General features: G+C 69.8%; 22 protein-coding genes. 14 read left to right on the top strand and 8 right to left on the bottom strand.

The features are described from left to right. Positions 1 to 44: 44 nt before the first annotated feature. A complete protein-coding gene (locus tag BWR60_RS04390) occupies positions 45 to 1,703 on the bottom strand; it encodes a sulfatase-like hydrolase/transferase (RefSeq protein WP_088149796.1) in 1,659 nt (552 codons plus the stop codon). Positions 1,704 to 1,821: 118 nt separating this feature from the next. Between BWR60_RS04390 and BWR60_RS04385 the strand changes: the two genes are divergently transcribed. Genes BWR60_RS04385 through BWR60_RS04375 form a run of 3 tightly spaced genes read left to right on the top strand, consistent with a single transcriptional unit; the run spans position 1,822 to position 5,042 of the window. Further along, entirely contained in the window at positions 1,822 to 2,958 is a 1,137-nt protein-coding gene (locus BWR60_RS04385) for a peptidase C39 family protein (RefSeq protein WP_088149795.1), read from the top strand. Next, the gene (locus BWR60_RS04380; RefSeq protein ID WP_088149794.1) at positions 2,955 to 4,418 is read left to right on the top strand and encodes a RimK family protein; all 1,464 of its coding nucleotides are present in this window, start codon (positions 2,955 to 2,957) and stop codon (positions 4,416 to 4,418) included. The genes BWR60_RS04385 and BWR60_RS04380 overlap by 4 nt, the downstream gene beginning before the upstream one ends. A gap of 24 nt (positions 4,419 to 4,442) precedes the next feature. Continuing rightward, positions 4,443 to 5,042, top strand: a complete 600-nt coding sequence (locus BWR60_RS04375; protein ID WP_088149793.1) for a DUF4893 domain-containing protein — start codon at positions 4,443 to 4,445, stop codon at positions 5,040 to 5,042. Between the two features lie 9 nt (positions 5,043 to 5,051). On the opposite strand, the gene BWR60_RS04370 is transcribed toward BWR60_RS04375, so the two are convergent. Next, positions 5,052 to 5,900 carry a helix-turn-helix domain-containing protein gene (locus BWR60_RS04370; RefSeq protein ID WP_088149792.1) on the bottom strand — a complete coding sequence of 283 codons (849 nt, stop codon included), beginning with the start codon at positions 5,898 to 5,900 and terminating at the stop codon, positions 5,052 to 5,054. 162 nt (positions 5,901 to 6,062) lie between these two features. Between BWR60_RS04370 and BWR60_RS04365 the strand changes: the two genes are divergently transcribed. From BWR60_RS04365 to BWR60_RS04350, 4 genes are read left to right on the top strand one after another with little or no spacing between them, the layout of a single operon-like run. Beyond that, on the top strand, positions 6,063 to 6,818 hold the full coding sequence (locus BWR60_RS04365; protein ID WP_088149791.1) for an SDR family oxidoreductase: 756 nt from the start codon (positions 6,063 to 6,065) through the stop codon (positions 6,816 to 6,818). 10 nt (positions 6,819 to 6,828) lie between these two features. Beyond that, entirely contained in the window at positions 6,829 to 7,407 is a 579-nt protein-coding gene (locus tag BWR60_RS04360; protein ID WP_088149790.1) for a hypothetical protein, read from the top strand. Positions 7,408 to 7,441: 34 nt separating this feature from the next. Beyond that, positions 7,442 to 8,644, top strand: a complete 1,203-nt coding sequence (locus BWR60_RS04355) for a low temperature requirement protein A (RefSeq protein WP_088149789.1) — start codon at positions 7,442 to 7,444, stop codon at positions 8,642 to 8,644. 14 nt (positions 8,645 to 8,658) lie between these two features. Next, on the top strand, positions 8,659 to 10,773 hold the full coding sequence (locus BWR60_RS04350; RefSeq protein WP_088149788.1) for a mechanosensitive ion channel family protein: 2,115 nt from the start codon (positions 8,659 to 8,661) through the stop codon (positions 10,771 to 10,773). A gap of 138 nt (positions 10,774 to 10,911) precedes the next feature. Here the strand turns inward: BWR60_RS04350 and BWR60_RS04345 are convergent, their stop codons facing one another. The 3 genes from BWR60_RS04345 to BWR60_RS04335 are packed head-to-tail and all read right to left on the bottom strand — an operon-like array spanning position 10,912 to position 15,726. Next, positions 10,912 to 12,441 carry a SpoVR family protein gene (locus tag BWR60_RS04345; RefSeq protein WP_088149787.1) on the bottom strand — a complete coding sequence of 510 codons (1,530 nt, stop codon included), beginning with the start codon at positions 12,439 to 12,441 and terminating at the stop codon, positions 10,912 to 10,914. Then, the gene (locus tag BWR60_RS04340; RefSeq protein ID WP_429913006.1) at positions 12,441 to 13,754 is read right to left on the bottom strand and encodes a YeaH/YhbH family protein; all 1,314 of its coding nucleotides are present in this window, start codon (positions 13,752 to 13,754) and stop codon (positions 12,441 to 12,443) included. Before BWR60_RS04340 ends, BWR60_RS04345 begins: the two co-directional genes overlap by 1 nt. A gap of 25 nt (positions 13,755 to 13,779) precedes the next feature. Continuing rightward, a complete protein-coding gene (locus BWR60_RS04335) occupies positions 13,780 to 15,726 on the bottom strand; it encodes a PrkA family serine protein kinase (protein WP_088149786.1) in 1,947 nt (648 codons plus the stop codon). Between the two features lie 608 nt (positions 15,727 to 16,334). Here BWR60_RS04335 and BWR60_RS04330 point away from each other — a divergent pair. The 3 genes from BWR60_RS04330 to BWR60_RS04320 all read left to right on the top strand — a co-directional run bounded on the left by BWR60_RS04330 (position 16,335) and on the right by BWR60_RS04320 (position 18,349). Continuing rightward, positions 16,335 to 17,216, top strand: a complete 882-nt coding sequence (locus tag BWR60_RS04330) for a LysR family transcriptional regulator (protein WP_088149785.1) — start codon at positions 16,335 to 16,337, stop codon at positions 17,214 to 17,216. An 82-nt stretch (positions 17,217 to 17,298) separates the two neighbouring features. After that, a complete protein-coding gene (locus tag BWR60_RS04325) occupies positions 17,299 to 18,030 on the top strand; it encodes an AzlC family ABC transporter permease (protein ID WP_088149784.1) in 732 nt (243 codons plus the stop codon). Beyond that, a complete protein-coding gene (locus tag BWR60_RS04320) occupies positions 18,023 to 18,349 on the top strand; it encodes an AzlD domain-containing protein (RefSeq protein ID WP_088149783.1) in 327 nt (108 codons plus the stop codon). Before BWR60_RS04325 ends, BWR60_RS04320 begins: the two co-directional genes overlap by 8 nt. A gap of 3 nt (positions 18,350 to 18,352) precedes the next feature. Here the strand turns inward: BWR60_RS04320 and BWR60_RS04315 are convergent, their stop codons facing one another. After that, positions 18,353 to 19,414, bottom strand: a complete 1,062-nt coding sequence (locus tag BWR60_RS04315) for a hypothetical protein (RefSeq protein ID WP_088149782.1) — start codon at positions 19,412 to 19,414, stop codon at positions 18,353 to 18,355. A gap of 127 nt (positions 19,415 to 19,541) precedes the next feature. Continuing rightward, positions 19,542 to 21,212, bottom strand: a complete 1,671-nt coding sequence (locus BWR60_RS04310) for a thiamine pyrophosphate-binding protein (RefSeq protein WP_088149781.1) — start codon at positions 21,210 to 21,212, stop codon at positions 19,542 to 19,544. 168 nt (positions 21,213 to 21,380) lie between these two features. Here BWR60_RS04310 and BWR60_RS04305 point away from each other — a divergent pair, with 168 nt between their 5' ends. After that, on the top strand, positions 21,381 to 22,391 hold the full coding sequence (locus BWR60_RS04305; protein WP_088149780.1) for a serine hydrolase domain-containing protein: 1,011 nt from the start codon (positions 21,381 to 21,383) through the stop codon (positions 22,389 to 22,391). A gap of 10 nt (positions 22,392 to 22,401) precedes the next feature. Here BWR60_RS04305 and BWR60_RS04300 read toward each other — a convergent pair whose 3' ends face one another. Then, the gene (locus BWR60_RS04300) at positions 22,402 to 23,055 is read right to left on the bottom strand and encodes a TetR/AcrR family transcriptional regulator (protein WP_179221626.1); all 654 of its coding nucleotides are present in this window, start codon (positions 23,053 to 23,055) and stop codon (positions 22,402 to 22,404) included. A 183-nt stretch (positions 23,056 to 23,238) separates the two neighbouring features. On the opposite strand from BWR60_RS04300, the gene BWR60_RS04295 reads away from it, so the two are divergent. The 3 genes from BWR60_RS04295 to BWR60_RS04285 all read left to right on the top strand — a co-directional run bounded on the left by BWR60_RS04295 (position 23,239) and on the right by BWR60_RS04285 (position 25,766). Beyond that, positions 23,239 to 24,486, top strand: a complete 1,248-nt coding sequence (locus BWR60_RS04295) for an alpha/beta hydrolase family protein (RefSeq protein ID WP_088149778.1) — start codon at positions 23,239 to 23,241, stop codon at positions 24,484 to 24,486. A 205-nt stretch (positions 24,487 to 24,691) separates the two neighbouring features. Beyond that, positions 24,692 to 25,141, top strand: coding sequence for a Dps family protein (locus BWR60_RS04290; RefSeq protein ID WP_088149777.1), 450 nt, complete (start codon positions 24,692 to 24,694; stop codon positions 25,139 to 25,141). A 115-nt stretch (positions 25,142 to 25,256) separates the two neighbouring features. Further along, entirely contained in the window at positions 25,257 to 25,766 is a 510-nt protein-coding gene (locus BWR60_RS04285) for a hypothetical protein (RefSeq protein ID WP_088149776.1), read from the top strand. Positions 25,767 to 25,773 lie beyond the last annotated feature (7 nt).

The raw sequence follows: 25,773 nt of genomic DNA, 5'->3' as shown, positions 1-25,773 counted from the left end.
CTGATCTGCATTTTCACAGATTGACACGCGAAATAGGTTCGCTTTTACGGGGAGAATGACCGCGCGAACGCATCCCGGAACGTCGCCATCGGCGCCACCGGCCCGGTTTCCGGCGGGTTGAGCCCGTCGGCGAAGCCCCATTCGCGGAACCGGGCCACCAGCTCCGCATCCCGGCTGAATACGTGCACCGGCACGTCGCGCGGCGTGCCTGGCCCGGTCACGATCGGCGCCGGCTGGTGGTCGCCCAGCACGATCATCAGCGTGTGGTCGCCCATGACGCGGGCGGCATAGTCCAGCACCGCGCGCAGCGAATAGGCCATGGACTGGCCGTACTGGGCGCGGATCGTGTCCGGGTCGCTCCACACCTGCTCCGGCGTGCCGCCGGTGGCCGGCAGGGTCCGGTACAGGCTGCCGTCGCCGATGCTGCCCCAGTCCTCGACCATCGCCGGCACCGGGGTCCAGGGGGCGTGGCTGGACACCAGCACCACCTCGCTGAACAGCGGCTTCGGCTGCTGCCGCTGCCAGCGGTCATAGGCGGCCAGGGTGTACTGGTCCGGCATGGTGACCCAGCCGAAGGGCGGGCCGGCATAGCCGAGATCGTCGGCGAACAGGGTCTGGTCGAAGCCGTAGAAGGTCTTCGCCTCCGGCTCGCCGCCGGTCACCGCCGGGGCGATCAGCCCGGTGTGGTAGCCGGCCTTGGCGAACAGTCGGGACAGGGTCATGCGCCGGCCGGTGACCAGCAGGTCGTAGCGCATCTGGTCGTCGATCTGCATGCCGCTGGCCAGCGTCGCATGGGCCAGCCAGGACTGGCCGCCGCGGGTCGGGGAGGCCAGCCAGCCAGAGGCGGTGTAGACCCCGGCCGCGGCCAGCTTCGGCCCCATCTCGGCCAGCGCCGCCTTGGGCAGGGCGTCGAAGCGCGGATCCTCCAGCGCGCTGCGGCCGTAGGATTCCAGGAACACGACGGTGACGTCGGCGCCGCCCAGCCCGGCCAGGGGCGTCCGCGGGACCCCGCCGACCAGCGGGTCCACCGCCTCCTCGGCGCGGAAGCTGCCCTCCATGGCCAGGGCCGGGATCAGGCGATGGATCTGGTCCATCACCATGAAGCTGGCGGTGTCGTTGACCGGGCGGGCCGCGCCATAGGCGTCCGGCACCGCCTGGCCGATGGCGAAGGCCGCGAGCACCAGGGCGGCCAGCCCACCGGCGACGCCGCGCCGGGCGGTGGAGGCGGAGAGGGCCTGCTGCAGCCGTCTTACGGAGCGAGCCGTGGCCCACCACACGCACCAGGCGGCGACGAGCACCCCCAGGGTGATGCCCATCAGGCCCAGGGCGCCCAGCACCCCGGTCGCCAGATGCATGCCGTTGACCAGCAGCAGCCGGTCGACATAGAGGCTGACCGGCCGGCCGAAGGAGACCTGGGTGGCGAGGTCGGCCAGCTTGATCAGTGCGACCAGCAGGCCGAGGCCGCCGAGCGTGATGGCCAGGGCGCGGGATCGCCGCAGCGGCGGTATCAGGACCAGGGCGGCGACCAGCACCGCCAGCTCGACCGGCACCGAGGCCAGGCCGTAGATTTGCCAGCCATCGGGGGCGGAGGGCACGCCGAGCAGCAGCACCAGCCACAGCAGCGCCACCGCCAGGCTGATCCCGCTGTAGAGCGGCGCGAGTCGGCTGCGGGGGCGGGGCAAGGCGGTGTTGCTGGCGGTCATGGCGGCGAAAAATGGCACAGCTTTCGGTGGCGCATGGATGAATTCGCGGTCATCTCCGAATAGCCCCTGGTGCGGGATCCGCATCGGCGCGATAACCAGTGCGAGATTCGACCGCGCGATGCCCGACCACCGCCCCGCCGCCCCGACCGCCGAAACCATCCGGATCGCCACGCCCGACGACGTGCCGCGGCTGCTGGAGATTGAATCCCGCGCCTTCGACCATGACCGCATCAGCCGGCGCAGCTTCCTGCACCTGCTGACCAAGGGGCATGCCGTCTGCCTGGCGGCGGAGGAAGGCGGCCGGCTGCTCGGCTACGCCCTGGTGCTGCTGCGCCGGACCACGGCGCTGGCCCGGCTTTACTCCCTCGCCGTCGACCCCGAGGTCCGCGGCCGCGGCCTCGGCGCCCGGTTGCTGGAGGCATCGGAGCGCGCGGCGCATGACGAGGGCGCGCTGTTCCTGCGGCTGGAGGTGCGGCCGGACAACGCCAAGGCGATTGCGCTCTACGAGTCGCGCGGCTACCGGCATTTCGGGCGCTATCTCGACTTTTACGAGGACCATGCCGACGCGCTGCGCTTCGAGAAGCGGCTGGGTATCGAAGACCTGCCGCAGACCGACCTGCACGTGCCCTATTACGCCCAGACCACCAACTTCACCTGCGGCGCCGCGACGCTGCTGATGGCGCTGAAGGCGCTGGACCCGGACACGGAGCTGAGCCGGGCGCGCGAGCTGCGGCTGTGGCGCGAGGCGACGACGATCTACATGACCTCGGGCCATGGCGGCTGCGACCCCTACGGCATGGCGCTGGCGGCGCATGACCGCGGCCTGCGGGCGCGGATCTTCGTCAGTGACGATTCCCTGCTGTTCCTCGACGGCGTCCGCAGCCCCGACAAGAAGGCGGTGATGACGGTGGTGCAGGAGGATTTTCGCGCCCGCTGCGCCCGCCGCCGGATCGAGGTGGTGCACCGTGCCCTCGGTTTGCCTGAAATGTGCGGCCTGATCTCCGAAGGCGCGATCCCGATCGTGCTGATCAGCTTGTTCCGAGGCTATGGCGAAAAAAATCCGCACTGGGTGGTCGCAAACGGCTTCGACGAGCGTTTCATCTATGTGCACGACCCCTGGGTCGCGGTGACGGAGATGGAGAGCGCCTCGGCCAAGGCCAACCTCCCGATCCCGCGGCGCGAGTTCGAACGCATGGCCCGCTACGGCCGCACCCAGCTCAGGGCCGCGGTCGTGCTCAGCAGGAAGGCCCAATGAGCGGTTGGATCATCGTCGTCGACCGTATTGGCGACTTCAAGGGCGACGCTGACGGCCGCCAGCTCGTCACCGCCCGGGACTACATCGCCCGGCCGCAGATGCTGAAGGCCGGCGACCCCAAGGTCATCAACCTGACCCGGTCCACCGCCTATATGACGCGGGGCTACTACGTCTCGCTGCTGGCCGAGGCCCGCGCCCACCGGGTCATCCCGATGGTCGAGACCATCCTCGATCTGGGCCAGAAGACGCTCTACAAGATCGCCCTGCCGGACCTGGAGGATGACCTCAACCGTCGGATCAAGCGGCTGTCGGTGCCGCCGGGCGGGCCGTTCAAGCTGATCATCTGCTTCGGCCGGGCCGATGACGACCGGTTCCAGGATTTCGGCCGCCGGGTGTTCGACTGGTTCCGGGCCCCGATCCTCGAGGTCAAGGTCCGCTTCACCGACCGCTTCCGCATCGCCTCGATCGGCGAGCTCTCGATCGCCGACATCGAGGGCGAGACCGAAGCCTTCTTCTACGACACGCTCGACCTCTACACCCGCCAGGGCTGGCGGAACCCGAAGGAGAACAAGCCGGCCAAGTACACCCTGGCCGTGCTGTTCAACCCGAAGGAGGAGTTCGCGCCCTCGACCCATCGCTCGCTCCTGAAGCTCGCCCGCGTGGCCGAGACCATGGACATGGAGGTGGAGCTGATCGAGAAGAAGGACCTGCTGCGCCTGGCCGAATACGATGCGTTGTTCATCCGCGAGACCACGGCGATCGACAACCACACCTTCCGCTTCGCCCGCAGGGCGGAGCAGGAGGGCATGCCGGTGATCGACGACAGCACCTCGATCCTGCGCTGCACCAACAAGGTCTATCTCTACGAGCTCCTGTCCGCGAACAAGATCCCGACGCCGAAGACGGTGGTGGTCGACAGCCTGAAGAACATCGAGCGGCTGGAGGAGGAGTTCGCCTATCCGATCGTGCTGAAGATCCCGGACGGGTCCTTCAGCCGCGGCGTATTCAAGGCCAATGACCGGCGCGAGCTGGAGCAGATGGCCGAACAGCTGCTGGACGATTCCGACGTCATCCTGGCGCAGGAGTTCATGCCGACCGAGCATGACTGGCGCGTCGGCGTGCTGGATGGTGAGCCGCTGTTCGTCTGCCAGTACATGATGGCGAAGAAGCACTGGCAGATCGTCCGCCACTCGGCCGACGGCAAGGTCGGCTGGGGCAACTTCAAGACCTTCGCGCTGGACGAGGTGCCGGCCGAGGTGCTGGACGTCGCCGTGCGCGCGGCCAGGCTGATCGGCGACGGCCTCTACGGCGTCGACCTGAAGCAGACCGAGAAGGGGGTGTTCGTGATCGAGATCAACGACAATCCCAATCTCGACCATGGCTGCGAGGATCTGGTCGCCAAGGACGATTTGTGGCGGCGGGTCTGCCGCTGGTTCATCGACCGTATCGACGCCGGCTGACCCGGCGCGCCGAGGGGGAACGGAATGGCGCTTCGCGCAACATTGGCGATGATCCTCGCCCTGGCCGCGGCGGCGCCCGCGCTGGCCGATGGCGACCTGCCGGGCAAGCTGTCGGCCGACGACCGCCAGCGGCTCGAGAGCTTCGATTCCGTGCGCGGCGAGGCGATCGGCGCCGCCCGCGAGAGCGACGACAAGGCGGCGGTGGCCATGCTGGACCAGATCCTGTCCGGCAAGCCGCAGGCGATCCGCGGCGCCACCGACCTGGCTGGCACCTGGCGCTGCCGGGTGGCCAAGCTGGGCGGCAGCGACACCCTGCCGCTGGTGATCTATGACTGGTTCCGCTGCCGCATCACCGACGACGCGGCCGGGCTGCGGCTGGACAAGATCTCCGGCTCGCAGCGCACCGCCGGCACCTTCTATGACAACGCCAACCCCGACCGGCTGACCTATGTCGGCACCTCCTATTACGGCTATGAGGGCAAGCCGAAGCCCTATGGCAAGGACGCCGAGCGCGACCAGGTCGCCTATCTGGTCCGGGTCGGGCCCGACCGGCTGCGGCTGGAATTCCCGTCGCCGCGCTTCGAATCCCAGTTCGACATCATGGAGCTCCAGCGCATCCGGTAAGGCCCGAGCTCAGGCGTCGTCGCGCCAGCGCCGGCGGAAGTCCCGCGGCGCCAGCCCGACATGGCGCTTGAAGGCGGTGGTCAGGTGGCTGTGGCTGGCGAAGCCGGTCTCCAGCGCGATCGTGGTGATGTCCTGCGCCGTGTTGGCCAGCAGCCACCGCGCCCGGCGCAGCCGCTGGGCGATGACATATTGCGCCGGGGTGGTGCCGAAGGCCGCGCGGAAGGCGATCAGCAGGTTGTGCGGGCTCATCCCGGCGATCACGGCCAGGTCGTCCAGCGTGATCCGGTCGCCGAGATGGCTGTGGATGCGCTCCTGCAGCCGCGCCTGCGCCCGCTCGCCCAGCCGCGGCCCGCGCGGGCCCGCCGCGGCGTCGCCGGTGCGGTAGCCCTGCGCCAGGTGCAGCGCCAGGGCCTGGCCCAGGCTGCCGCCCAGCAGGCCCGAGACATCGTCATCCTGGCCGATCAGCCCGGCCAGCCGCTCGACCGAGCGGTACAGGAACTCGTCGCGATGGGCGAGGCGCGGCGCGATCCCGCCATCCCCTGTCAGCTGCGCCAGCGCCTCCGGCTCGACATACAGCACGCCGTAGCGGATGCGCCCGCCGCTGGCCTGGCTGGCATAGCGCCGGCCCGCCGGAACCACCCAGATATCGCCGGCCGAAGGCGGGCCGGGCTTGGCGGCGACGCCGTCCAGCTCGGTCTCCAGTCGTTTCATCGGGCCGCCGAGATGCACGATCACCGCATGCCGGGCCTCGCGCATCTGCCAGGCCGTCGCGGCGCGGATGTCCTCGCGCGTCACCACCAGCTCGACCGGGCCCCAGCGCCCCTGGATCTCGGTCGGAATGGGGGATGTGCCTGCCATCGCACCTGCCTGCCGGGAGAGAGAAGGATAAAATTTTATCTATTCTAGATGCCGTCGGAGAATCTGCAACCGCGGCGGGCATCGTGGAAGCGCCGCGGCCCTGCCGGCTGGCACCCTGCCTCCATCGGCCGGACGGTCCGGCCCGCATCGGAGAAGCATGCCATGTCCCCCCAGCCCCTCAAGGACAAGGTCGTCGTCATCGGCGGCGGCGCCAAGAATCTCGGCGGCCTGATCAGCCGCGACCTGGCCGGCGCCGGCGCGCGGATCGCGATCAACTTCAACAGCGACGGCACCAGGGCGGCGGCCGAGGAGACCGTGGCCGCGGTCAAGGCCGCGGGCGGCGACGCCTTCGCCCTGCAGGGCGACCTGACCCGGGTGGCCGAGGTCGAGCGCCTGTTCGCCGAGGCGAAGTCGCGCTTCGGCCGGGTCGACGTTGCCGTCAACACCGCCGGCAAGGTGCTGAAGAAGCCCTTCGTCGAGACCACCGAGGCCGAATACGACGAGATGTTCGCGGTCAACTCCAAGGCCGCCTATTTCTTCATCCGCGAAGCCGGCAAGACGCTGGAGGATGGCGGGCGGATCATCACCATCGTGACCTCGCTGCTGGCCGCCTTCACCGGGCTCTACTCGACCTATGCCGGGGCCAAGGCGCCGGTCGAGCATTTCACCCGCGCCGCGGCCAAGGAGTTCGGGGCCCGCGGCATCTCGGTGAACAATATCGGCCCGGGCCCGATGGACACGCCCTTCTTCTACCCGGCGGAGACCCCGGATTCCGTGGCCTACCACACCGCGGCCTCGGCCCTGGGCGGGCTGACCAGGATCCAGGAGATCGTGCCGATCGTCCGCTTCCTGGCGACCCAGGGCGGCTGGATCACCGGCCAGACCCTGTTCGCCAATGGCGGCTACACCACCCGCTAGCCGGGGCGGAATGAGCACCCTCGCGGACGCCGGGGACGGCTGGGCGCTGGCGCCCATCCTGTCCTGGCTGTTCCGCGAGGGCCGGTTCCTGGCCGACCCGAACGCGCTGACCCAGGCGCTGGCCCTGCGGCTGGTGGAGGCGGGCGCGCCGCTGGTGCGGCTGCGCCTGTCGCTGCGGGCCGACGGGCCGCGCCTGGATGGCTGGGCCGCGGTCTGGACCCGCGGCCGGCCGCTCGACCGTGATCGGGTCGCCCAGGCCGGGCTGCGGCGGTCGCCGGCCTATATCGGCAGCCCGCTGGAGCATATCGACCGCACCGGCACGGCGTTCCGGCTGCGGCTGGAGCCCGCGGTGCCGGCGGCGGCGCATCCGCTGCTGCACCGCCTGGCCGCGCAGGGCGCCACCGACTACCTGGCCCTGCCGATGCCCTTCGCCGATGGGCGGATGGCGTCGCTGGCGGCGGTCACCGATCGCTGCGGCGGCTTCGGTGGGGACGACATTGGCCAGCTCGAGACGCTGGCCGAGGCGCTGAGCCCGGTGCTGGAGGCGGCCGCCGCGCGGCATCTCGCGCGGATGCAGGGGCAGGCATAGGATTGATCACCATCGGATTCGGGGGAATTCGCGCATGACCGTCCAGGCCGCCCGGCCGCGCAACCTGCTCCGCCCGCGCAAGGCGCATGAGCACGGCAAGGTCACCTTCGTCGAGCTGTTCTTCGACCTGGTCTTCGTCTTCGCCATCACCCAGCTGTCGCACGGGCTGCTGCACGACCTCACCCTGCTCGGCGCGGTGCACATGGCTTTGCTGTTCCTGGCCGTGTGGTGGGTGTGGATCTACACTTCCTGGGTCACCAACTGGCTGGACCCGGAGCGCACGCCGGTGCGCCTGCTGCTGCTGGTGCTGATGCTGGCCGGTCTGGTGCTGTCGACCTCGCTGCCCGAGGCCTTCGCCGGAAAGGGGCTGGCCTTTGCCGGCGCCTACGTCTTCATGCAGCTCGGGCGCAGCCTGTTCACCGCCGCGGCGCTGCGCGGCCACAGCCCGGGCAATTGTCGCAACTTCCTGCGCATCAGCGCCTGGCTGGCGGTGTCCGCCGTGTTCTGGATCGCCGGCGCCTTCGTGGAGGCGGAGGCGCGGCTGGCGCTGTGGGCCATGGCGCTGGCGATCGAATACGTCTCGCCCTCGCTCGGCTTCTGGACGCCCGGCCTCGGCCGCTCCACCACCGCCGACTGGGATGTCGAGGGCGGGCACATGGCCGAGCGCTGCGGCCTGTTCGTGATCATCGCGCTGGGTGAATCGATCCTGGTCACCGGCGCCACCTTCGCCGAGCTGGAGCGGGACGCGGCCACCGTCGCCGCCTTCGTCATCTCCTTCATCGGCAGCGTGGCGATGTGGTGGATCTATTTCGACATTGGGGCCGAGCGCGGCAGCCACCGCATCGCCCATGCCGAAGATCCCGGGCGGCTGGCGCGCATCGCCTACACCTATATCCACCTGCTGATCGTCGCCGGCATCATCGTCGGCGCCGTGGCGGACGAGCTGGTGCTGGCCCATCCCACGGGCCATGTCGGCGTCGGTACCGTGGCCGCGCTGCTGGGCGGGCCGGCGCTGTACCTGCTCGGCAACTCGCTGTTCAAATGGTCGACCGCCGGCCGCATCCCGCTGTCGCATCTGGCCGGCCTGGTGCTGCTGGCCCTGCTGATCCCGCTGTCGGACGGGCTGTCGCCGCTGCTGCTCTCCGCCGGCGTGGCGGTGGTGATGCTGGTGGTCGCGGTGTGGGAACGGCTGTCGCTTCGCGGCGCCCGCGCTCTATCATCGCCCGAGATCGGCTGAGGGGCTGTCCCGCCATGCATCGCCTGCTGTTTCTGTTCGTCCTCCTGCTCGGGCTGGGCGCCCCGGGGGCTGCCCCGGCCCAGCAGGCCGCACCGCCGCCGAGCCCGGAGAAGCTGCGCAGCCTGGCCGAGCTGCTGCAGGACCCGGAGGTGCGCGGCTGGCTGCAGAGCCAGGTCGCCGCCCCGGCCGCCGGGGACGCCGGCGCCGCGCCCGCCGCCGAGGGGGTGCAGCAAAGCCTGGCCGGCGGCATCGACGCCACGCGGGGCTTCCTCCGCGCGCTGGTCGCCGCCGCCCCGGCGCTGCCGGCCGAGCTCGCCGCCGCCCGGCGGGTGCTGGTGGCGCAGCTGGAGGACCAGGGGCTGCTGTGGACGATCCTGTCGCTCGCGGTCTTCGTCGGCCTCGGCTTCGGCGCCGAGAAGCTCTACTGGTATCTGTCGGCCCGCTTCCGCCGCCGGCTGATCGGCACCCAGCTCGACACGCTGCATGGCCGGCTGCAGGCGGTGTGGCTGCGCTCGGTCTACGGCCTCGGCCTGATCTTCGTCTTCGCCCTCGGCAGCATCGGCGCCTTCCTGCTGTTCGACTGGCCGCCGCTGCTGCAGGAGATCGTGCTGTCCTACCTGCTGCTGGTGCTGATCGTGCGGGTGACGCTGGTGCTGGGCCGTATCATCCTGGCGCCAGGGGCGGAGCGGTTCCGGCTGGTGCCGATGGCGACACCGACCGCGCATTTCTGGTTCGTCTGGTCGGCGATCCTGGTGGGCTGGTTCTTCTTCGTGCAGTTCACCCTGGACGTCCTGACCACGCTGGGGCTGCGGCGGGAGAGCTGGTATCTGGTCGGCCTGGCCTGCGGCGTCGTCCTGCTGGGCCTGACCCTGACGGCGCTATGGCGCGCCCCGACCTTCGACGGCCGCGACCGGATCGGCCACGACCACCGGATCGGCACCTGGATGCTGACGCTCTACCTGATCGGCATCTGGCTGGCGCTGTTCACCGGCTCGGTCGCGCCCTTCTATGTCGGTGTCATCCTGCTGCTGCTGCCGATCGCCATCCGCGGCAGCCATCTGGCGGTCAAGCATGTGCTGCGCCCGGCCGGGGCCGCGGCGGCGGAGGAGATCCCGTCGGTGCTCGGCGTGTCGCTGGAGCGCGGCCTGCGCGCCCTGCTGGTGATCGGCGCAGCGCTGCTGGTCGCCGCGGTGCTGGGGCTCGACCTCGCCGCCCTGACCACGCGCGACACCGTGCTGACGCGCCTGATGCGCGGTGCCATCAACGCCGCGATCGTGTTCCTGGTGGCCGATTTCGCCTGGCACCTGCTGCGCGCCTGGCTGGATCAGCGCATCGTCACCGCCAATGCGGGCGGGCTCGGCACCGGCGACGACGCCCGGCGCCACGCCCGGCTGCGCACGCTGCTGCCGATTCTGAAGAACGTGCTGTTCGTGGTGCTGGCAGTGATGGCCGGGCTGATCGCCCTGGCGGCGCTGGGGGTGGAGATCGGGCCGCTGGTCGCCGGCGCCGGCGTGGTCGGCCTGGCCGTCGGCTTCGGCGCCCAGACGCTGGTGAAGGACGTCATCTCCGGCATGTTCTTCCTGTTCGACGACGCCTTCCGCATCGGCGAATACATCGAGAGCGGCAGCATCCGCGGCACGGTGGAGGGGTTCTCGCTGCGCTCGCTCAAGCTGCGCCACCACCGCGGCGCCCTGCACACCATCCCGTTCGGCTCGCTGGACAAGATCACCAACTATTCGCGCGACTGGGTGATCGACAAGATGACGGTGTCGGTCACCTACGACACCGACCTCGACAAGATCAAACCGATCGTCAAGCAGGTCGGCAAGGAACTGGCGGCCGACCCGGAATTCGCGCCGCATATCCTGGAGACGCTGAAGATGCAGGGGGTGGAGCAGTTCGGCGACTACGCCATCCAGATCCGGCTGAAGATGATGACCAGGCCGGGCGAGCAGTTCGTGATCCGGCGCCGGGCGATGGCGATGATCAAGAAGGCCTTCGAGGCCAACGGCATCGCCTTCGCCGTCCCGACCGTCACCGTGGCCGGCGGCGGCGGAGGAGGGGCGGTGCCGCCCGCCGTGGCCCAGCACGCGCTGGACCGCGCCAAGCCGGCGGGGGAGGCAGGGTAGAGGGCGGCAGCAGATCTCCTCCATTGTCATTGCCGGGCTTGACCCGGCAATCCAGGAGCCACCGAGAGCGGCTGTTGAAAGCCCCTGGATCCTCGGGTCAAGCCCGAGGATGACAGTGGAAAGGCGAGCCGGGCTGGCTCAGAAGAACGTCGACCGCGCGCTGGCGGAATGCTCCTTCAGCACGGCGTTGCTGGAGGGGTCGATCTCCTTCAGCAGCACGTCATAGCCCCACAGGTCGGCCAGGTGCTGCAGCACCTGCCTTGTGTCGTTCTCGGCCAGCAGGATGCCGTTCAGAACGCTGTGCTGCAGTATCAGGCGGCGGTCGCCGGCCAGGTCGACGTCGACCACCTGGATGTCCGGGTCGTTCCAGGCCACGTCGTAATGCCGGGCCAGCGCCCGGCGGATGCGGCGGTAGCCGCCCTCGTCATGGATCGCGTCGACCCGCAGCTCCGGCTGGCCGGAATCGTCCAGCAGGTGGAACATCCGCCACTGCCGGATCAGCCGCGGGCTCAGGAACTGCGACACGAAGCTCTCGTCGCGGTAGTTGGCCCAGACATCCTGCAGCACGCCGGTGGCATCACCCTTGCCGGCGATGTCCGGGAACCATTCCCGGTCCTCGTCGGTCGGGTCGACCACGATCCGCTCGATGTCCTGCATCATCCCCAGGCCCAGGGCGTAGGGGTTGATGCCGTTGTAGTGCTGGTCGTTGAACTCCGGTTGGTACACGACATTGGTGTGGGACTGCAGGAACTCCAGGAAGGCGCCGTCGTTCAGCGAGCCCTCCTCGTGCAGCTGGGTCATGATCTTGTAGTGCACCCAGCAGGCGCAGCCCTCGTTCATCACCTTGGTCTGCGATTGCGGGTAGAAATACTGCGCCACCAGCCGGACGATGCGCAGCAGCTCGCGCTGCCAGGGCTGCAGCCGCGGCGCCGATTTCTCCAGGAAATACAGGATGTTCTCCTGCGGCAGCTCGAGCAGGGCGCGGCGGCGCTCCTCGCTCAGCACCGGCCCGGACTTGGCCGGCGCGTTCGGCAGGGTGCGCCACAGGTCGTTGAACACCTGCTCCTGGTATTCCAGCCGCTCCTTGGCCCGCCGCTCCTCGGTCTTCAGGTCCGGCCGGCGCGGCCGCGGATAGCGGTGCACGCCATGGCTCATCAGCGCGTGGGCGGCGTCCAGCAGCTGCTCGACCGCCGCCTGGCCGTAGCGCTCCTCGCATTGCGCGATGTAGGCCTTGGCGAATTCGAGATAGTCGAGGATGCCCTCGGCATCGGTCCACTGCTTGAACAGGTAGTTGGTCTTGAAGAAGGTGTTGTGGCCGAAGGCGGCGTGGGCGATCACCAGCGTCTGCAGGGTCGCCGAGTTCTCCTCCATGATGTAGCTGATGCAGGGGCTGGAGTTGATCACCAGCTCATAGGCCAGCCCGCGCAGCCCCTTGCGGTACAGCACCTCGTTCTGGGCGAACTGCTTGCCGAAGGACCAGTGCTTGTAGAACAGCGGCATGCCGATCGAGGAATAGGCGTCGAGCATCTGCTCGGCCGTGATCACCTCGATCTGGTTGGGATAGGTGTCGAGCTTCAGCCCCTTGGCCACCTGCTCGACCCGATCGTAGATCCGCTGGATCGTGCCGAAATCCCAGTCGGTGCCGGGATAGAGCAGCGTCTCGCTCATCAGTCGGCTCCCACCCCCACGTCGCGGCGCTGGAACAGCTCGCGGAACACCGGGTAGATGTCGCGGCGGTGCCAGACCTTGCGCATGGCGAAGGGCACGTCCGGCTTGCGCACGCGGTCATAGGTCTGCCACAGGTCGGTCTGGCGTGGCACCACGCCGGAGGACATCGGGTCCTCGTCGCGGCCGACCTCGAGATAGGCGAAGTACTGGCACAGCGGCAGGATCTCGTCGCCGAGCAGGGCCGCGGACTTGGCGCTGTCGCTGGACAGGTTGTCGCCGTCCGAGGCCTGGGCGGCGTAGATGTTCCAGTCCTCCGGCCGGTAGCGCTGGGCCACGATCGACGCCATCATCTCCAGCGCGGTGGAGACCACCGTGCCGCCGCTCTCGGTCGAGTAGAAGAACGTGTCCTCGTCCACCTCCTCGGCCTGGTGGGTGTGGCGGATGAACACCAGCTCGACATGCTTGTAGCGGCGCTTGAGGAACAGGTGCAGCAGGGCGAAGAAGCGCTTCGCCAGGTCCTTCATGTGCTCGGTCATCGAGCCCGAGACGTCCATCAGGCAGAACATCACTGCCTGGGCCACCGGCTTCGGCGTCGCCTCCAGCCGGCGGTAGCGCAGGTCGACCGGGTCGATATAGGGGATGCGCCGGGTGCGCGTCAGCAGGTGGTCCAGATGCTCCTGCAACTGGTCGATCTTCTCCTGGTCCGGGTCGGCCTGGCCCTCCAGCGCCGCGATCTCGGCCTCGATGTCCTTGATCTCGCCGGATTTCGGGCGGCGCAGGGCGATGCGCCGCGACATCGCCCGCTGCATCGTCCGGGTCACCGCCAGGCTGGCCGGTGGGCCGCTGGTGGAGAAGCCGGCCCGCCGCCACCCGACGCTCTCGGACGCGACCAGCTTGCGCTTGGCCAGGTCGGGCAGCTCCAGATCGTCGAGGAAGAGCTCAAGATACTCCTCCTGCGACAGCACGAAGCGGAACTCGTCCTGGCCGTCGCCGTCGGGCGCGCCCTCGCTGCCGCCACCCCCGCCGCCGCGCTTCGGCCGCTGGATGGTGTCGCCCTCGACGAACTCCTTGTTGCCTGGGAGGATGTGGTCGCGCACGCCGCCGGAGCCGGAGCGGTGCAGCCGCGGCTCGTTCACGCCCGTGACCGGGATCGCGACCTCGCCGCCCTGCTCCAGATCCTTGATGCTGCGCTCGCGCGAACTGTCTCTGACCGCCCGCTGCACCAGGGCCTTGGCCCGGCGCAGGAAGCGTTGGCGGTTGACGAGGCTCTTGCCGCCCGGATTAAGCCGCCGGTCGATGATGTGCATGGACATCGCGCGTTGTTCACACCCTCCTGTCTCAGCCCGCCTGCTTGACCCGCATGTACCATTCGACCAGGCGCCGGACCTGCCGCTCGGTGTAGCCGCGGGCGACCATGCGCTCGACGAACTCCTCGTGCTTCTTCTCGGTGTCGCCGTCCTTCTTCGAGCCGAAGCTGATCACCGGCAGCAGCTCCTCCACCTGGCTGAACATCCGCCGCTCGATCACCTCGCGGATCTTCTCGTAGCTGGTCCAGCTCGGGTTGCGGCCCTCATTGGCGGCGCGGGAGCGCAGCGCGAACTTGACCACCTCGTTGCGGAAGTCCTTCGGGTTGGCGATGCCGGCCGGCTTCTCGATCTTGGTCAGCTCCTGGTTCAGCAGGTCGCGGTTCAGCAGCTGCCCGGTGTCGGGGTCCTTGAAGTCCTGGTCCTCGATCCAGGCATCCGCGTAATCGACATAGCGGTCGAACAGGTTCTGGCCATAGTCGTGATACGATTCCAGATAGGCCTTCTGGATCTCGTGGCCGATGAACTCGGCATAGCGCGGCGCCAGGTCGGCCTTCAGGAACTCCAGGTAGCGCTTCTCGGTCTCGGCCGGCAGCTGCTCGCGCCGCACCATCTGCTCGACCACATAGATCAGGTGCACCGGGTCGGCGGCGACCTCGTTGGTGTCGTGGTTGTAGGTGGCGGCCAGCGCCTTGAAGGCGAAGCGGGTCGAGACGCCGTCCATGCCCTCGTCGACGCCGCCGGCATCCTTGTACTCCTGCAGGCTGCGGGCGCGGGGGTCGACCTCGCGCAGGCTCTCGCCGTCATAGACCCGCATCTTGGAGTAGAGGTTGGAGTTCTCGTGCTCATGCAGGCGGGACAGGACCGAGAACCGGGCCAGCATCTCCAGTGTGCCCGGGGCGCAGGGGGCGTCCGCCAGCTTCGAGCTGCGGATCAGCTTGTCGTAGATCTTCTGCTCCTCGGTCACCCGCAGGCAGTAGGGCACCTTGATCACGTAGATCCGGTCGATGAAGGCTTCGTTGTTCTTGTTGTTCTTGAAGCCCTGCCACTCGGACTCGTTGGAATGCGCCATGATGATGCCGGTGAAGGGCAGGGCGCCGATGTTCTCGGTGCCGACATAGTTGCCCTCCTGCGTCGCCGTCAGCAGCGGGTGCAGCATCTTGATCGGCGCCTTGAACATCTCGACGAATTCGAGCAGGCCCTGATTGGCCCGGTTCAGGCCGCCGGAATAGCTGTAGGCGTCCGGGTCGTGCTGCGGCAGCGTCTCCAGGCTGCGGATGTCGACCTTGCCGACCAGGGAGGAGATGTCCTGGTTGTTCTCGTCGCCCGGCTCGGTCTTGGCGATGCCGATCTGGCGCAGCCGCGACGGCTGCAGCCGCACCACCTTGAACTTGGAGATGTCGCCGTCGAACTCGTCCAGCCGCTTCAGGCACCAGGGGCTGACCAGCCCGGTCAGGCGCCGGCGCGGGATGCCGTAGCGGTCCTCGAGCTCGGCGCCCATCGTGTCGGGGTTGAACAGGCCGAGCGGGCTCTCGAAGATCGGGCTGACCTCGTCGCCGGCCTTCAGCACATAGATCGGGTGCACCTCCATCAGCGCCTTCAGCCGCTCCGCCAGCGACGACTTGCCGCCGCCGACCGGGCCGAGCAGGTAGAGGATCTGCTTGCGCTCCTCCAGCCCCTGGGCCGCGTGCAGCAGGAAGCTGACGATCCGCTCGATCGTCTCCTCCATGCCGTAGAACTCGGAGAAGGCCGGGTACACCCGGATGGTGCGGTTCATGAAGATCCGCCCCAGCCGGCCGTCGCGGGCGGTGTCCACGATCTCCGGCTGGCCGATGGCCGCGAGCAGCCGTTCGGCCGCGCTCGCATACATCATCGGGTCGCTGCGACATCCCTTCAGGAATTCTTCGAGGGACATCTCCGCCGCGCGGCGGGCCTCGTAGGACTTCGCATAGCTGGTGAAGAGATCGTCGGTCGGTGCCATTGCCACCCGCCAAAGGTTGGAGGATCGAGACTCAACCTAGTGTGCCGTTTCCGGCCGCAGCTTCTGGGCATATGTGTCCGGCCCATGATGGTCCGGGCTTTGCGGCGAGATTCGGGTGGATGACAAGGGCCGGCCCCATCCCGCCCGCCCGCAGGCCCAGCATGGGCTGCGCAGTCGGGACCCGGATGAGGTGCAATATCTGACACTACCCCTTCTCCACCGCTCGCTCTGCTTAACAATATAGGGTCGAACCTGACCGATAATACTACTGCCTTAATTTTTATCTGGGCCCGGGGCCTCGTTGGTCGAGGTCTTGGCGCGGCCTGCCATCCAGGTCCCACGTCGCATCAATGGTAACAGGGTATGCTCAGTTCGCCAGAAAGGCGATGCGGCTTTTCAGCCGACTCGCCTTAAGCACGAACTATGTCATTCTGTGATCGAGAATCCTGATCGTTTGGTCCGGACTCAATCGCTCGCTCGATCATTGGCGAGGACCCTAAGGGTCCGGCGGAGGCTTTCGTGAGGCTTGTGGCTGTCACAGAAGCGGCGTCCCGAGTCGCATCGCTCCGGTGCCTCCGCCGCCCGCCCCGCCGCGCCGGGGTCAACGCATGACGCTGGAGCAGCTGCGGATCTTCGTCGCGGTCGCCGAGCATCTGCACGTGACCCGCGCGGCGCAGGCGCTGAACCTGACCCAGTCCGCCGCCAGCGCGGCGATCCAGGCGCTGGAGGCACGCCACGCCACCAAGCTGTTCCACCGCGTCGGCCGCGGCATCGCCCTGACCGATGCCGGCACCGCCTTCCTGCCGGAGGCGCGGGCCGTGCTGGCCCGGGCGGCGCTGGCCGAGCGGGCGCTGGACGACCTGTCCGGGCTGCGCCGCGGCCTCCTGGCGCTGCATGCCAGCCAGACCATCGGCAACTACTGGCTGCCGTCGCTGATGCACCGCTTCCGGGCGGCGCATCCCGGGCTGCAGCTCGACCTCACCATCGGCAACACCACCCAGGTGGCCGAGGCGGTGCGCGAGGGCCGGGCCGATATCGGCTTCGTCGAGGGCGACCTGGACGTGGCGGGCTTCGAGCATGCCAGCGTGCCGGGCGACCGGCTGGTGCTGGTGGTCGGCGCCGGCCACCCCTGGGCGGAGGAGCGGATGGTGGTGCCGTCCCGCTTCGCCGACAGCCCCTGGGTGCTGCGCGAGCGCGGCTCCGGCACCCGCCAGGTGTTCGAATCGGCGCTGGAGCGGCTCGGCGTCGACCCCGCCGCGCTGCCGGTGGCGCTGGAGCTGGCCAGCAACGAGGCGGTGCGCGCGGCGATCGAGGCCGGGGCGGGGGCGGGGGTGCTGTCCAGCCTGTCGGTCGAATCGGGGCTGCGCTTCGGCACGCTGCGCCAGCTCGATCCGCCATTCCCGGCCCGCCGCTTCCGCGTGCTGCGCCATCCGGACCACTACCGCAGCAAGGCGGTGGAGGCGTTCCTGAAGATGCTCGACCTGGACTAGGGACGGCTCGCGGATCCGGTCGCAGACCCTCCATGCCGGATCGGCATGCCGGCGGGCCGAGGCGGCATCCTACAAGCGATCCATGCCCGACCGGACCCGCGCCTACACCTCGCCCCGCGCCGCCTTCCGCGGCGGGGCGCGGGACGTGCTGGGCGCACCGCTCCTCGTCCTCGGCGCCTCCTATGTCGGCTTCGGCTCGCTGGTGCGGGCCAGCGGGCTCGGCCTCCCGGTCGGGCTGCTCTCGACCCTGACCGGCTGGGCCCTGCCGGGCCAGATGGTGATGATCGAGGCCTATGCCGTCGGCGCCTCGCTGCTGGCCATGGTCGCGGCGGTGGCTCTGGTCAATGTCCGGCTGATGCCGATGGCGCTGGTGCTGATGCCCGGGCTGCGCGTGCCCGGCCGGCCGCGCTGGTGGGACTATGCCGCCGCCCATCTGGTCGCCATCACCGGCTGGGTGCAGGGGATGCGGGTCTGCCCGACCCTGCCACCGGAGCAGCGGTTGCCCTATTTCGTCGGCTTCGCCGGCACCCTGTGGGCGTCCTGCGTCGCCTGGACCGCGGTCGGCTACTATCTGGTCACGGCGGTGCCGGCCTCGGTCTCGCTCGGCCTCGTCTTCCTCAACCCGCTCTACTTCATCCTGGTGCTGACCGCCGATCTGCGGAACCGGGCCCGGCTCGGTGCCATGGTGCTGGGCGGCGCGCTGGGGCCGCTGCTGTATCAGCTCGATCCGGAATGGGGGCTGCTGGCCACCGGGCTGATCGCCGGCACCGCCGCCTTCCTGGCCGACCGGCTGTGGCGCCGCCGCCATGGGTGAGGCGCTGCCCTGGGTCATGCTGCTGGGCGCCGCGGCGGCCACCTATCTGTGGCGGGCGCTCGGCGTCTATCTCGCCGGCCGGGTGCGCGAGGGCGGGGCGCTGCTCGACTGGGTCGGCTGCGTCGCCTACGCCATCCTGGCCGGGCTGATCGCGCGCATGATCCTGCTGCCGGCCGGGCCGCTGGCCGCGACCTCGATGGCGGAGCGGGCCGGCGCCACCGCGCTCGGCCTCGCCGTCTTCCTGCTGTTCCGCCGCAACGTGCTGCTCGGCGTCAGCGCCGGGGCCGGGGCGCTGATGCTGATGGCCGGCTGGGCTTGACCGTCAGAGGCAATGGGCCAGGGCGTCCCGCACCGCCTTGCGGTCGGTCTCGGTCAGGGTGCTGTCCAGGCTGACGATGCCGCCCGGGGCCACGGTCGGCAGCGCGTCCATGCTCAGCGAAAAGGGCTGCCCGGCCAGGATCGCGTCCCGTTCGGCCTGGCTCAGCGCCACCGTCACCTCAGGCCCGTCGGGGCTGTCGCGGGATTCGAGGTCCGGCCCGGTGACGTCGCGCGACGCGGCCGTGGGGCCGCCGATCTGCAGCGTCGCTGTGTCCGGCAGCTCCGTGCCGGTGTCGAAGCCGGAATAGGCCAGGTAGGCCGGGGTCTGGTCGCCGCGGCGGCAGAACAGCGTCAGCGTCTCGCCCGACCCGTTGGTCGGGGTCTTCAGGGTCATGGTCGCGATCGTGCCCTTGCCCTCCGCCGAGGTCTGCCACGGCGTCCGCGCCTCCTCCCCGGCATTGGCGAGGCCGAGCGAGGCGACCTCGTCGCTGCCCAGCGGCTTGCCGGCCCCGGCGGCGAGCAGGCGCGGCAGCAGCTCCGCCTTCCCGCCCATCTCGGCCAGATAGGCCGCGACCTGCGGCCGCAGGTTCTCCGGCACGCCGCCGGGCACCAGCTCCCCGGCCTCCGCACTGCGGCTGCGGCCGCCGAGGAAGGCCAGGACGCAGGCGCCCTCGCAGCGACCGGAGGCCGTGTCCTCGACCTTGGGATAATCCGCCGGCATGGTCGGGTCGGCATAGGGGACGGTGCGGCCGACCTCGACATCGACGCACCGCTCCCGGATCCTGCGGCCGAGCGCCATTGCCGCCGCGGGATCGCCGCCCGGGGAATCGAGGTGCAGCACGGGGCAGCCATTCTCGGCGGCATAGGCGTCGAAGGCAGCCGGGGTGGCGGCGGTGATGGTGCCCTCCGCCGCGGTCCATTCGCAGCCGATGCAATTGCCGCCATTGCTGGCGGACACGAAGGTCATCGGGCCGGTGGCGCGGGGCGGCGCATCGGCCGCGATCGCCTGTCCGGCCATCAGGGCCGGCACGGCCAGCCAGAGAATTCGGGCCCAGGATCTGGTCATGCGCAGCCTCTCGCGGGAACGCCCGGCGGCCGATGGGTCGCGGGATAGGGATGATGTCGGACGGCGACTATCGGAAGCGTCTATGGCAGGAATGCGACCCTGCGGAGAACGCTTCACGACATCGTCGTCAGCCCTTCGCCTGCTGCGCCGTGGCGCGGATCTGGCTCAGGCTGGCGCGCGGAGTGATCGCCTCCGGGTCCAGTCGGATCCAGATCAGCGCCGGCTTCCCGGCGGCCACCGCGCGCTCGAAGGCCGGGGCGAACTCCTCGGTCCGCTCCACCGTCTCGGCATGGGCGCCATAGGCCCGGGCCAGTTGCGCGAAGTCCGGGTTCTTCAGGTCGGTGCCGCTGATCCGGGCCGGGTATTCCCGCTCCTGATGCATGCGGATGGTGCCGTACATGCCGTTGTCGATGACCAGGAACACTACGGCCGCGTTGTACTGCGCCGCTGTCGCCAGCTCCTGCCCGTTCATCAGGAAGCAGCCGTCGCCGGCGGCGGCGATCACCACCCGCTCCGGATGCTGCAGCTTGGCGGCGACGCCGGCCGGCACGCCGTACCCCATCGAGCCGTTGGTCGGCGCCAGCTGGGTGCGCCAGCCGCGGTAGCGGTAGAAGCGGTGGAACCAGGTGGCGTAGTTGCCGGCGCCGTTGCAGATCATGCTGTCGGCCGGCAGCCGGCCGACCAGCCAGCGCACGATCTCCGACATCTGCACCGGGCCGGGCGACACCACCGGCTGCTGCCAGGCCTCGTAATCGGCGCGGGCGCCGCGCACCCAGTCCTGCCGGGCCTGGATGTCGCCAGCCGGGGCCAGGGCGGCCAGCGCCGCGGCGACGGCGGCGGAATTCGCGTTGATCGCCAGCTCGGGCTGGTACACCCGGCCCAGCTCCTCCGCCCCGGCATGGATATGCACCAGGCGCTGCGCCGGCATCGGCACGTTCAGCAGCGTGTAGCCGCTGGTGGTCATCTCGCCCAGCCGGGCGCCCAGCACGATCAGCAGGTCGGTGGTCTTCACCCGCTCGGCCAGCTTCGGGTTCGGGCCGATGCCGACATCGCCGGCATAGTGGGTGTGGTCGTTGTCGACATAGTCCTGGCAGCGGAAGGAGACGGTCAGCGGCACCTCCCAGGCCTCGGCGAAGGCCTGGATGTCGGCGCGGGCCTTGGCATCCCACCCGCCGCCGCCGATCAGCAGCAGCGGCCGCTTCGCCTCGGACAGCAGGTCGCGCAGCCGGGCCAGGGCCTCGACCCCGATGCCGGTCTCGACCGGCGTGGCCGGGCGGACATCCGGCGCGTTGGTCTCCTCGACCAGCATGTCCTCCGGCAGCGCCAGCACCACCGGGCCGGGCCGGCCGGAGGTGGCGGTGTGGAAGGCGCGAGAGACGAATTCCGGCACCCGGTCGGCGTCGTCGATCTGCGCCGCCCATTTGGTCATCGACCCGAACACCTTGCGGACATCGACCTCCTGGAAGGCCTCGCGCTCGAACATGTCGCGGCCGACCTGGCCCATGAACACGATCACCGGCGACGAGTCCTGCTGCGCCACATGGATGCCGACCGAGGCGTTGGTGATGCCCGGGCCGCGGGTGACGAAGCAGATGCCGGGCTTGCCGGTGGCCTTGGCGTAGGCATCGGCCATGTAGGCGGCGCCGCCTTCCTGGCGGCACACCACCAGCCTGATCTCCGGCACGTCGTGCAGCGCGTCGAGCACGGCCAGGTAGCTCTCGCCCGGGACGCAGAAGATGGTGTCGACGCCGTTCAGGCGCAGGGTGTCGACCAGGGCGCGGGCGGCGGTGCGGGACATGGGGAGCGACCGTTTCTTATGGGCGTTGCCGGGTGGGTCTAGCACGCGCCCGGCTGCCGTCCAACCCGGCCGGGGCGCGGGGCAGGGCGGCCCGGCCTGCGCCCCAGCCTTGCGGTCGCCACCGCCGCCATGCTCTAACGACGCCGTCCGTCCCGACGAGCCGTGTCCATGAGCCTCGAGACCCTCGCCGATCACGCTTTTGCTCCCGTGGCCCTCGCCCTGGAGGACGGCCGGATTCCGGGCGCGGCTTTGGGCATCGCCACCGCCGACGGCCAGCGCGCCCTGCGCTGGGGCGGCGTCGCCACCACTTTGCCGAAGCCCGAGGCGCTGCAGCGCGACACCTGGTTCGACCTCGCCAGCCTGACCAAGGTCATCGTCACGGTGACCGAGATCCTGCGGCTGGTGGAGGAGGGGGTGCTGGACCTCGACGACCCGCTGGCCAAGCATCTGCCGGACGCGGCGCCGCTGCACGGCGCCATTCCGCTGCGCCGGCTGATCGACCATTCCAGCGGCCTGCCGGCGCAGGAGCGGATCTATCTCTGGCCCGGCCCGGCGGAGCAGCGGCGCGCTGCGGTGATCCGCAAGCACTGGCCGCTGAAGGCCGAGCCGGTCTATTCCGACATCAACTACATGCTGCTCGGCTTCGTGGTCGAGCGCTGGCGCGGCGTCGCCTTCAACCAGCTGCCGGTCGGCACCGGCCTGTCCTTCGCGCCGGTGCCGGCGCAGTCGGCGGCGACCGAGGTCTGCGCCGTCCGCAACCGGCTGCTGCGTGGCGAGGTGCATGACGAGAACGCCTGGTCGCTGGGCGGCGCCGCCGGCCATGCCGGGCTGTTCGGCACCGTCCGCGGCGTGCTCGACTTCGCGCTGGAGCTGCTGCGCGGCCGGCTGCTCAGCCCCGCGGCGATGGTCGAGCTGTGCGCGCCGCAATCGACCCCCGGCCGCGCGCTGGGGTGGGAGCGGCGCCACCCCGGCTGGAAGGGCGGCAGCCTGTGCTCGCCCCGCACCATCGGCCATCTCGGCTTCACCGGCACCGGCCTGTGGATCGACCTCGACCGCGGCATCGCCTGGACGCTCCTGACCAACCGGGTGCATCCCAGCCGCGAGGTCGACACCGGCATCCAGGATCTGCGCCTGTCGGTCGGCAACCGCATCGCCGCGCGCTGGCGCGACTGGGCCTGACCGCCCGCTGCTACGGCAGCGCCAGATAGGGGCGCAGCAGCGCCAGGCCCATCACGTCCAGATCCTGCTTGATCCGGTCCCGCACCGGCGCCGGCCGCACCGTGGCGGCGGCGAATCCGGCGTGACCGGTCTCCAGGATCACCAACCCCAGCCGCTCCGCCGTCTCCCGGTCCAGCGCCGGGTTCAGGCGCTGGAACCAGTCGGCCTGGGCCGCGATGATGGCGGCGTCATGCGCCTGCACGATCCGGCGCAACTCGGCATTGGCCTGCATCGCCTCCAGCACCGGCAGCAGCCCGGCATGGTCGCGGTAGATCCCGGCCAGGACGTCGCCAAAAGCGCGGAAGCTCTGCTCGAACTCGGCCCAGCTGGTGGCCGGCGGGCTGTCGCGTTGCTCCTCCACCGCCGCGCGGAAGGCGGAGAACCAGCGCCGGGCCAGCTCCAGCATCACCGCCTCCTTGTTCGGGAAATACTGGTACAGCGACCCGACCGACAGCCCGGCCCGCTCGCCGATGGCGATCGTGGTCAGGCCCTTGAAGCCGACCTCCTGCAGCAGCGACCGCCCGGCCTCGAGGATGCGCTCGACCATCTCGCGCGACCGGTCCTGCCGCGGCCGGCGGCGCGGCTCGATCGTCGTCCCTGACTCCTCCTGCCGGCCCCGGGCCATCAGCGTCCTCATCCTCGATGCCCGGCCAGTCTAGGGGGCCGGGGCCGCGGCGTGCCACCGAAAGCGCCGGGGCTTGACGCCTGTCGCGTTTGAACGCGAATATAAATTCGTATTCCGTGCAATCGATGGCGGCCGGCCCGACCCGCGTTGTCGCGACCGTCATCCTCGGGGAGGAGGCGAAGAATGCGTGAAAGCGGCAATCGCGGAACCCGGCCGAGGCGCCGGTGGCTGGGGGCGGTGGGCGGCATGCTGCTGCTCGGCCTGCAGCCGGCCCGGGCCGACGATCCCGGCCTGCCGGAGACGGTGCCCGACGCGGTGAAGGCGGAGCAATCGACGGCCCTGCCGATCACCGCCTTCTACGACACGCCGGCCAACCTGGCCGCGACCAGGCCGGGCGACCTGCTGCGGCAGGAGGCCTTCGCCGGCTACACCTTGCCGGCCGGAGCCTCGGCCATCCGCATCCTCTACCATTCGGTCGAGCCCGACGGCGCCGACGTGGCGACCTCCGGCGTCGTGCTGGTCCCGGCCGGCCCGGTCCCATCAGGCGGCTGGCCGGTGATCGCCTGGGCCCACGGCACCAGCGGCGTCGCCCGGCAATGCGCGCCCTCGGCGATGTCGGATGTCTATTACGGCAGCGAAGGCCTGTCGCAGATGCTGGAGGCCGGCTTCGCCGTGGTGGCGACCGATTATCACGGCCTCGGCACCGCGGGCGCGCACCGCTACATGGACAAGGCGGCCCAGGCGCTGGACGTCGTGCATTCGTTGCCGGCCGCCCGGGCCGCCGTGCCCGGCCTGGGCCATCGCTGGGTGGTGGACGGGCATTCCCAGGGCGGCGCGGCCGCCTGGGGCGTGGCCGAGCTGCAGGCCAAGCTGCAGGATCCGGACTATCTCGGCGCCGTCGCGGTGGCCGGGGCGACCCATCTGGCGCGGCTGGTCACCCATCCGGAGGAGACGGCGGGCGCCGGCTTCTACCTGGCCTGGATCGCCTATGCCATCCACACCCGGTCGCCCGAGGTGAAGCCTGACGACATCCTGTCCGCCGCCGGCATGGCCCATTACGGCGACGTGACGACCAGGGGCTGCTGGTTCTACGGCTACGCCGCCTATCACGGCGTCGGCACCGCGGCGATGGTGAAGCCGGGCTGGGGCGACAACGCCTCCGTGCGCGGCTTCTTCGATCAGAACGCGGCCGGCGCGGCGCCGATCAAGGGGCCGATCCTGGCGATCGCCGGCGAGGCCGACAGCGCCGTGCCGCTGCCCGGCATCGTCGAGACCGTGGACCGGGCCTGCCGCAACGGCCTGGCGGTGACCTTCCGCCGCTATCCCGGCCTCGACCATGACCCGGCGATGGGCGAGACGGTGCCCGACCAGCTGGCCTGGATCCGCGACCGCTTCGCCGGCAAGCCGGCGCCGGGCAACTGCCCCGGCTGAGCCGGTCGTTGGGAACCATCTTTGAGTTTGCCCGGCCCTATCCCGCATGACAGGTGGAATCCGACCTGCTTTTTCCGATAAGGAGGGCTGATGGCCCCGATCCGCCGGATCGATTGGAACTCCGCCGGAGCGGGGCCATTTACCAATCCATGGCGGCGGTCCCGGGGACGGGCCGGACGCTTGACGAAAAAGCAGGAGAAGGGTGATGAGCAAGGCCTCCAATACACCGGTCGTGGACGCGCTGAAGCAGGTGCTGGCCGATACCTACGCCCTCCAGATCAAGACCCAGAACTACCACTGGAACGTCGAAGGCCCGCAGTTCCACTCGCTGCACACCATGTTCGAGGAGCAGTACAAGGCGCTGTTCGAGGCGGTGGACGAGGTGGCGGAGCGGATCCGCGCGCTCGGCGACTACGCGCCGGGCAGCTTCAAGGCCTTTTCCGAACTGACCAAGGTGTCGCCGCCCAAGGACGGCATCGACGGCCAGGCCATGGTCAAGGACTTGGTGAAGAGCCACGAGCTGCTGTCGGAGCAGGCCAAGGCCGCCCTCGCGGTGGGCGAGAAGGCCGGCGACGATTCGACCGTCGACCTGCTGACCGACCGGATCACCTATCACGACAAGACCGCCTGGATGCTGCGCGCCACCGCGGCGTAAGCGGCGCCGGAACCGTCGGAATGCGGAAGGCCCGGACCTCGGTCCGGGCCTTTTTCGTTGCGGTAGATCCCGGATCTCCCGAGCATGGATCTTGGGGACAAGGGGGACGGCCGTGATGGGGCGTGCGTCGGCTTATGGGCTTCTGGTTCTGGTAATGCTGACCGGGCCGGCCAGCCTTGCCTTGGCGGCGGGGCCATCGGATTGCCGAACCTACTCGTACAGCGACCAGCGGGATCTGCTGGTCCGGAAGCTCAAACGGGACGGATACTCGGCCGAGCAGTCGAAGTTCCTGATGTGGCTCTCTGATCTGAAGGCCAGCAGCATCAAGCGCAGTTGCCTGACCGATGAGGGCCGGCAATGTGGGGCGGGCAGCATCAAGGGAATGATGCTGGAATGCGCCCGCAAGTTTCTGGACGATGCCGTGGCGAAGGCCGGGATGACACCGGCCTCGGCGAGGATGGACGAGATCAGGCCGATGGCCCTGTACGGCAGGACCGAGTTCGCGGTTCGCGAGATGCTGGCCTTGTCGGCGATGGAGGCGTGCTCCGGCAGCGCGAAGGAGCGGTTCTTCAGCCTGCCGCAGCGGGGGGGCTGCCTGATGGACATGGACGCCACGCCGCCCTGAGGGGCGC

It is taken from the genome of Inquilinus limosus, from assembly GCF_002195995.1.
Lineage (GTDB): Bacteria > Pseudomonadota > Alphaproteobacteria > DSM-16000 > Inquilinaceae > Inquilinus > Inquilinus limosus_C.
Note: the sequence above shows the minus strand (reverse complement) of the source record. Positions and strands in the feature narration are given on the sequence as shown.